Below are 8,843 nucleotides of genomic sequence, written 5' to 3' on the forward strand. Positions count from 1 at the left end.
ATCGAGACACCGTTTGGAAGCTTAGTTTCATAGATTCCAAGACCATATCCATCAATTCCTGCTCTTCCTGTAGGAACTGTAGTAAGCATTTGTTTTAGTTGCTGTTCCTTCAGTAATTTGCCACCGAGCAAGGAGGAGAAGAATTTATTTAAGTCGTCAGCAGTAGAAATCATATCTCCAGCCGAGCTGCCTGCACTTGGGTTATAATAGGTAACGTCTTTTATCTCACTTGCTTCATCTGGTTGGGAATATCCCCGGGCGTGCTTGGTGCCTGGAATAACGCTTGAATTTCCAGGTAGGAATGTATCCGACAATTCAAGCGGTTCAATAATCCGATTTTCAATCTCTTCCGCGTAGCTGTTTCCGGTTACTTTTTCAATAAGAATACCCAGTAATACGTACCCTGTGTTTGAATAGGACCAGCCCTTTCCTGGGTCAARGTCTGGGGGCAGTGAAATCCCCATCTTCACTAGTTCTTCAGCCGTATACGATTTTTTTGTATCCATAAAATCAGCGTCTTTTGACCTTGAGTATTCAGCGATACCACTTGTATGGTTCAATATCTGCCGGATGGTAATCTTTTTCTCATTATATCCGTTTCCTTGAATGACACCAGGCAACCATTTTTCGATGGAGTCGTCTAGACTCAAGCGGTTCTCTCCAGCTAATTGAAGTACAACCGTTGCGGTGAACGTCTTCGTCACGCTGCCAATACGAAAACGAAAATCTGTTTTCATTGGTTTCTTGGTGCTCAGATTCGCTACCCCAGCGGCATAACCCCACGTTTTTCCACCCTCGGAAGTTTTAGCAAGTATCCCTGGGAATCCAAGTTGCAATGTATCCCGCATTGCTTGCTTGACGGAATTATGACCTCGTTGAGTGCTTGTTTGTAACGGACTAGATACATTTTGAGTGGGCTCTACTTTTGCAATTGAGGTTGGCGATGTGTATAGCAGGGAACTTCCAGCTAGTAAAAGGGCCAGACTTGCAAAAGTAATTTGCTTACGTATTTTCATAAGGCATTCCTCTTCTCTATTAATATTGTATAGGTGATTTCTTACTGTTCCTTACCTCCTGACAAGGCTTAGGGAAAAGGCCCTTTCTCATATAGATAGATTAAACCCTCAGTACAAAGGTATCTATCAATATCAACAATTTGAGCCATTTAAATCTCCATCCCTTCTATAACAAAATTATTTAAAGGTATGAAAGCATATTATGTAACCTTAGTTATTGTAGATTAGCACAACATGAGATATACCATCAACCTACATTTTACTATTTTATCCATAATATGTATTGAGGGGGAGTGTAAATTCGAATCATTTCCGTACCCAAACTATTGATCGTCTTTTTCACCTATTATAATTAGATATTTAGAATTTCATTTTATAAATCACAGTGAAAAAGGATCTTCAACGAAGATCCTTTTGATGATTCAATTGACCTGTTACTTCGATAATCTCTTCTAGGAGTGAAACAGATGTCAATCGATCATTTTCTGACCGTACCCCTTATATGCCTTAGAAGATACCCGAACTTACCTTTTTTAAGTACTCATCTATAGCCGTTAGAGCTTCTTTTGCTCCACCTGATGTTTTAAAGCTATTGCTCAACTTCTTAGCATTTTCCCGATAAGCAGGATTGGACAATACCTCTTGAACGGATTCTTGTAGCTTTTCTATGCTTACTTCATGTGGATCAATTCTAAACCCGGCTTGAAGTTCCTCTAATCGATTAGCGATCATAGGCTGATCTGAGGTCTGGGGGATGACGACAAGGGGCACTTCATAATAGAGAGCCTCGCTCGTACTATTCATTCCTCCATGGGTAATGAAGACGTCCGTATGCTTTAAAACTTCAAGCTGCGGTAAATATCTACGTACAATGAAGTTTTCCGGCAAAGGCTGCAGCTTGGCTAAATCAGTAGCCATGCCCACTGAAAATATGACTTTCCCCTCAAAGTTTCTAAAAGCCTCTACACAGGTTTGAAAGAAAGATTCAAATCCTTGCAATATGGTACCCATTGAAATATACAGTACTTTCTGGTCTTTCAGTTCCTCTAACGGAAAATCATGTGTTTGCACCCGTTTCGTGATGGAAGGACCGATAAATACATATGAATCATCCATATATTCTCCACCTGGTTGAAACTCTCTGCTTGTATAGACAATATTCAAATCAGAAGTATTCATCATAAATTGGAAGTGGTGCTTTACCTTCACACCGAAACGTTCCTGGATCCGTTCCGTTATAGTCGAACTTTCTTTCTCCATTTCCGGCGATGGATTTAGAGGAAGACCTCTGCCACTTTCTAGCATTTTCAGGAATTGCTCCTGAGGAATAGCGAAGGAAGATGATGAAGAGATAGAAGGAATGTTTAAATAGTCTTTGACCAGCAGTCCCGCACCAAATGTATCATGATACACATAATCAAATGGGATGGAATCAGCTAATTCTTGAACAACAGCCAAAATATCATAGGAAAGTTTTAATTGGATTTGCATAAATTCATGGATACTAGTGACTTTTTGAGGTGTTAATCCCTTTAAATGATTAGGATGAAGGTATACATTAGCACCCAAACCTTCAATTCTCTCTTTAAATTCTTCAGTGGTTACGTAATGAACAGAATCTCCACGATCAATTAAAGCTTTTACTACACCAAGAGTCGGATTAACATGGCCCTCAGCTGGAATGTTTATCATTAATACATTCATCAACTTTCATTCCCCTTTTCAATAATATATAAATCACTCAATCTCTTTTCATGATACATACCATTCTTATCTTTTTCCAATATAAACCATCGTATTTTCTTTTGTGTATAACTTCATCCTTAAATCGCTTTAAATGCGTAATAGGGATATAAGTATATAATTGTAATTTTTACTTTTTTTTGTAGTAGGGGGAAATTTTGTATGATATTATGTTAGATGGAAAATCTAGATAATCCTGGAAAAGAGGGGTGCGGATTGGGTGTCCAAACTATTGTAAAAACTTAAGGAGCTCGTCTTCATGAAACCTACCGACTCAAAAAGTCTATGGGGAAATACAATTTATTTACAGGTTTTCTTTGCGTATTCACTGCTTATGCTCGGAGTGTTTATTGACATGTTAGCCATTATGACCATTGTTGCTTTTGAATGGGAAGTAGACCCTACCATGATTGGATTGATTCCTGTTGCGTATGCACTTCCTGGAATTTTATTTAGTTCATGGGCAGGTGTGATGGCTGATCGCTTTAGAAAAATTCCAATTATGATGTTTTGTAACCTTATGGTTGGTCTATTAACAATTGTTCTTTTATTTGTCCAAAATATTCATTGGCTTTTGTTAGCATTAATGATTCGTTCCATTTTTACCGTTTTCTATTTTCCTGCACAGCAAACACTAACACGACAGATTGTTTCCCCTGATCTGCTTACCAAAGCGGTAAGTATCAATGGGATAGTTGAGCAAGGAACCAAGATAGTGGGTCCACTTATAGGAGGAATGTTACTGAGCTGGTTTCAGCCAGAGTTTTGTCTAATTATAAGGGCAATATGCTGTTTTCTAGCTGCTTTGGTTCTGTTACCCACAATAAGGTTAAAGGAATCTCTGTCAAGAGAACATTTTGAAAAGCAACAGCAAAGTACTTGGACTGCTTGGTTACAAGGTTGGGGTTATGTATTATCCAATCGGATGATTTTATCAACCATGATTTTCGTTACAATAGCTATGGCAGTATTACAATTAGTGGACTCACAGTTCCCTACTTTATTTAAGAGTTTGTTCCCAAATGATAAGAGTAAAATGGGATACTTCATTTCTATTATTGGTCTTGGGGGAATAATTGGCGCATTCGTAACTCAGAAATTAAAACATTTTCAATATGGTTGGGCAGTATGTGGAGGCATTGCTTTAATGGGAATTGGCTTTGGTGGGATTGCTCTGATAAGCCCCAGTACATCCCTCATTTTTGGCTATCTGATTAGTTTTATCGCTGGTATCGGTAGTGGACTTATGCTTGTGACCAATCAAGTCATTCTGCAAAAAGAATCCCATCAAGAACAGGTTGGAAGAGTATTTGGGATTCAAAGCAGTTTAACAAATGCAGTCCTTATCATTTCTCCTGCTATGAGCGGACCACTGGTTCACTTTTTCGGAGTAACCCAACTCTATTTTTATGTGGGGATTGGGCTCATCATCATTGGAGTAATTGGAGTTTTATTACAAAAATATTTTTGGGTAAACACGAACACATAAGTGTAAATAATCTTTTGAAGGGAGGATCTTGTATGTCCAATGAGGAGTGTTACCCTTTTAGTCATCCACAGAGGAGAATATGGTATACAGAAGTTATTTATTCAGGTAAAGGAATATGTAATCTGAAATTCTTGTTCAAGATCCATCGAAAAATGAATTATTCGATATTAAATCGTGCCGTGAATCGTGTCATCAGTGAACATGATGGTCTGCGTATCAGGCTGAAAGAAAATAGGCACCGGGAACCTGAGCAATATTTTGTTAAACATCAAGAACGAGAATTTGACTTCTTCGACTTCAGTTCCGAGAGAGATCCGGATTTGCTGGAAAAATGGATTGAGCAGAAGACGCAAGATACGTTTACGTTATTTGATTCTGATTTATACTATTTTGCTTTAATAAAAATAAGCGATAATGAGTGTGCCGTCTTTGGCAATGTTCATCACATTATCATGGATGGTTTATCAATCCAAATTTGGACTAGACAGATTGCTAAATATTATTATGAGTTTCATAGTGAGAAAGATGTGAGCATCCCTAAGAGCTCATATGTTCAGTTTCTAGTCGATGAACAGACGTACTTGAACAGCAGTCGTTTTCAAAAAGATCAAAGCTTCTGGTTAGAGGAATTCAAAACACTTCCATCGGTGACGGGATTGAAACCCTATAATGCTTACCAAGTTAGTACGAGAGCATCACGTGAATCGTTTATATTATCGGAACATTCGAAGAAAAAGGTAGAGGAATTTTCTGACCATTCCGGATTTAGCATATATACTCTTTTTGTTGCTGCGCTTTCGTTATCGATGTATCGATGGACCTCGTCGCTTGATATTGCCTTGGGAATGGCTTATGGCAATCGTATGACTAAAATGGAGCGGGAATTAATTGGAATGATGGTGAGTACAGTTCCTCTGAGAATGGATATCGATCCTGAAGAAGAAGCACTCTCATTTATTGGTCGAGTGTCGAGAAAACAACGTAAAGCCTTACGACATCAGAAATATCCATTTGATTTGTTATTAAAACAGATGAATCAAGAGAATAACAATAGTGTTCGACTTTTTGGAACTACGATCGATTATAGAGAGCGTGGTGAAAGTGGTGACTCTCTTTGGATTCCAAATCGTGAAGAAGTGCAAGATTTTGCAGTGCATCTCGAAAACTTGACTGATATAGACTCTTTGCAAGTACATATTGATTATCGTGAAGAATTATTTTCCAAAGAAGAGATAACTCGCTTTTTTAAAACCATGCTAGCATTAATGGAAAACATATATATAAATCCGAAGCAGAAGGTTGCTGAGATCGAAATCCTTTCAGAGGAGGATAAAAGAAAAAGTTTAGTAGAGTTCAATGATCCTAAGCTTGACTTTCCACCTCAAGCAACCATTCATGAGTTGTTTGAGCAGCAAGCGATGATTCATCCCAATGCCATTGCAGTTATGTATGAAAAGGAGAGGCTTACTTATAGGGAGCTTAATGAACGCGCGAATCAATTAGCTCACTATCTGCAGAAAAAAGGAGTAGGACCCGATTCGTTGGTTGGACTTTGTGTTGAACGTTCTCCTGAAATGGTTGTAGGTATTTTGGGGATTCTGAAGGCTGGTGGAGCTTATGTTCCACTCGATCCAACATATCCAGAGCAGCGACTTCGGTATATTTTAGAGGACGCTGGCATTGAGTTGGTCGTAACGCAAGAAAGTTTAAAAGGATCGAAATGGTTACCAGAGAATATCAAATCGATTTGTCTTGATCGAGATCAAGTTGAGATTGAGAAAGAAGGTACTGCTTTACCGATTTCTGATGTCAGTCCCCAACATCTCGCTTACGTGATTTATACTTCAGGGTCAACAGGGAATCCGAAGGGAGTTATGGTAGAGCATCACAATGTGATTCGTTTATTTAAATCAACGGAATGCTGGTATCAGTTTGATGAAAAAGATACTTGGACGCTATTCCATTCTTATGCGTTTGACTTCTCGGTATGGGAAGTTTGGGGGGCCTTGCTCTATGGTGGAAGATTGGTCGTTGTTCCTTACTGGATCAGTCGATCGCCCAAGGATTTCTATCAACTGTTAGTAGAGGAAGAGGTTACGGTTCTTAATCAGACACCATCCGCATTTCGACAATTGATACAGGTGTGTGAACAAGAAGATGAGAATAAAAACTTGCATCTGCGCTATGTCATATTTGGTGGGGAAGCACTCGATCCTACCAGCTTGCTACCATGGTTTCAAAGATATGGAGAGCAGAAGCCGCAGCTAATCAATATGTATGGAATTACAGAAACTACCGTTCATGTTACTTATTATCCAATTACTCAAGATGATGTGCAGCATTCTTCAAAAAGTAATATCGGAAAGCGGATTCCAGATTTAGAAGTGTATGTGCTGGACGCTTGTCAACAGCCTGTGCCTTTTGGCGTAGCTGGCGAACTATATATTGGTGGAGCAGGACTCGCACGTGGGTATTTAAACAGACCCGAATTGACAGCGGAACGTTTCATTCCTCATCTATTCAGTAGTGACCCGGGAGCTCGATTATATCGGACAGGAGACTTAGCGAGATACTTGCCGGATGGAAGTCTGGATTACCTTGGGAGGATTGATCACCAGGTGAAGATCCGTGGTTTCCGAATTGAACTCGGGGAAATTGAATCTGCTTTAAACGCCCATGCATCCATAAACGAGGCTGTTGTGATCGTTCGAGAAGATCAGCCAGGTGATAAACGATTAGTGGCATATGTCGTGGGTGAAGGAAATGTAGGTGCATATAGAGAGTATCTCAAGGCGGAACTACCAAGCTATATGGTTCCTTCAGAATTTGTGATGATGGAAGCCATTCCACTAACTGCGAACGGTAAAGTTGATCGTGAGGCCTTACCTGTACCAGAGGAGAGGGAAATCAAAAGTGAATGTGTTGCCCCCCGGAATGCTAACGAAGAAACACTGGCTACCATTTGGGAGCAAGTATTAGGGATTAAAAAGGTGGGAATCCATGATAACTTCTTTGAAGTTGGTGGAGACTCGATCCTCAGCATTCAGATCATATCACTAGCGAATCAATTGGGATTAAAACTTACACCTAAGCAAATGTTTGAACACCAAACGATTGCCGAGTTGGTACAAGTAGTCAAAGAAGATGATCAGGGAGTACAAGCGGAGCAGGGTGCTGTGATGGGAGAGGTACCGCTCACTCCGATTCAGTACTGGTTCTTCGAGCAAGAACATCCGCATCCACAACATTGGAATCAGTCGATGCTTTTGAGAGTAAGAGAGAGATTGAATGTGGAGTTACTAGAGGAAGCCCTATTATACTTACTCAAACATCATGACGCCTTACGTTTCCGATATGGACAGTTGCTCAATGGAACCTGGAATCAGAGAAATGAGGGGATCGATGAACAGTCTGTACTTCGTGTGATAAAGCGGAACGATGCTGATCAACAAGGGTGGAATCAAGTGATTCAAGATGAGATGGATATCACTCAAGCCAGTTTCAATTTACTTACAGGTCCGTTGATGAGAATAGTGTACTTCGATGGTGGTTCGAATGGGAACGATCGATTATTCTGGACGATTCATCATTTAGTAGTAGATGGGGTATCATGGCGAATTCTATTGGAAGATTTACAGGCCGTATACAACCAGTTGAAACAAGGTAAGAAGGTTCGGTTACCTGCGAAAAGTACATCCTTTAAAGAATGGTCGGAACGACTACAGGCATACAGTGAGTCAGATATTTCAAAAAAAGTACTAGATTATTGGCATGAACACGCAGCAAAACAAGTGATGACGATTCCGATGGACCATCCTATACAGGAAACGACAGAAGCATCGACTGATCAAGTGACGATGACGTTGGGAGCAGATGAGACCCACGCGTTGTTACATGAAGTTCCTGCGACTTATAAGACTCGGATCAATGAGGTATTATTGACGGCATTAGTACAAGCTATAGCCGACAGTACAAATCAGCATAAGCTTTCTGTTCACATGGAAGGACATGGGAGGGAAGAGATGATCGAAGGTGTTGATCTATCGCGGACAGTGGGTTGGTTCACGAGTATTTACCCGGTTCACTTTGATCTTCAGGGAACAACGACACCTATTGAGGGATTAAAGGCTGTGAAAGATCAATTGCGTCGAATTCCGAATCATGGTGTTGATTATGGTATTTTACGTTACTTGAACAGAGAATTGCTTCCGTTCTATCAGCAGCAAAAACCATCGATAAGCTTTAATTATTTGGGACAATTGGATCAAGTGTTTTCCAAAGAATCCTTGTTCATGCAGGAGTCAGGATTTACACGCTTAGACCATGCTCCAGAATCGAAACCATCTCACCCGATTGATGTTGTCGCTATGGTAAAAGATGAAAAGCTACATTTTGTTTGGATGTACAGTAGAGAACAATTTTCTAGATTGACAATTCAAGAGATGGCAAAGGGCATGTTAAATCAGCTTCGATTGCTGATAAATCCATCAGCTGCAGAGTCTGCTTTTACGGTATCTGACTTTGCTGATGCAGAGGCTCTGACGGAAGAAAGCTTGAGTAAAGTATTACTTAAATTAACAAAGAAGAGGGTGTAA

Annotated in this window: 4 protein-coding genes; 2 read left to right on the forward strand and 2 right to left on the reverse strand. The window is 39.9% G+C overall.

What is annotated here, in order from left to right; genetic code table 11:
- A partial coding sequence (locus AC1DVK_RS23020) for a serine hydrolase domain-containing protein (RefSeq protein ID WP_477627463.1) occupies positions 1–1,016 on the reverse strand: 1,016 nt, incomplete at its 3' end.
- A gap of 507 nt (positions 1,017–1,523) precedes the next feature.
- Entirely contained in the window at positions 1,524–2,720 is a 1,197-nt protein-coding gene (locus AC1DVK_RS23025; RefSeq protein ID WP_477627464.1) for a macrolide family glycosyltransferase, read from the reverse strand.
- Between the two features lie 298 nt (positions 2,721–3,018).
- Between AC1DVK_RS23025 and AC1DVK_RS23030 the strand changes: the two genes are divergently transcribed.
- The gene (locus tag AC1DVK_RS23030) at positions 3,019–4,248 is read left to right on the forward strand and encodes an MFS transporter (RefSeq protein ID WP_477627465.1); all 1,230 of its coding nucleotides are present in this window, start codon (positions 3,019–3,021) and stop codon (positions 4,246–4,248) included.
- 32 nt (positions 4,249–4,280) lie between these two features.
- Complete coding sequence (locus AC1DVK_RS23035) at positions 4,281–8,843, forward strand: amino acid adenylation domain-containing protein (protein WP_477627466.1); 4,563 nt, start codon at positions 4,281–4,283, stop codon at positions 8,841–8,843.

The organism is Peribacillus sp. P4_B1, from assembly GCF_056402395.1.

Coding starts and splice junctions, on each gene's coding strand:
- AC1DVK_RS23035 (WP_477627466.1), top strand. CDS start 4,281: ATGTCCAATGAGGAGTGTTACCCTTTTAGTCATCCACAGAGGAGAATA.
- AC1DVK_RS23030 (WP_477627465.1), top strand. CDS start 3,019: ATGAAACCTACCGACTCAAAAAGTCTATGGGGAAATACAATTTATTTA.
- AC1DVK_RS23025 (WP_477627464.1), bottom strand. CDS start 2,720: ATGAATGTATTAATGATAAACATTCCAGCTGAGGGCCATGTTAATCCG.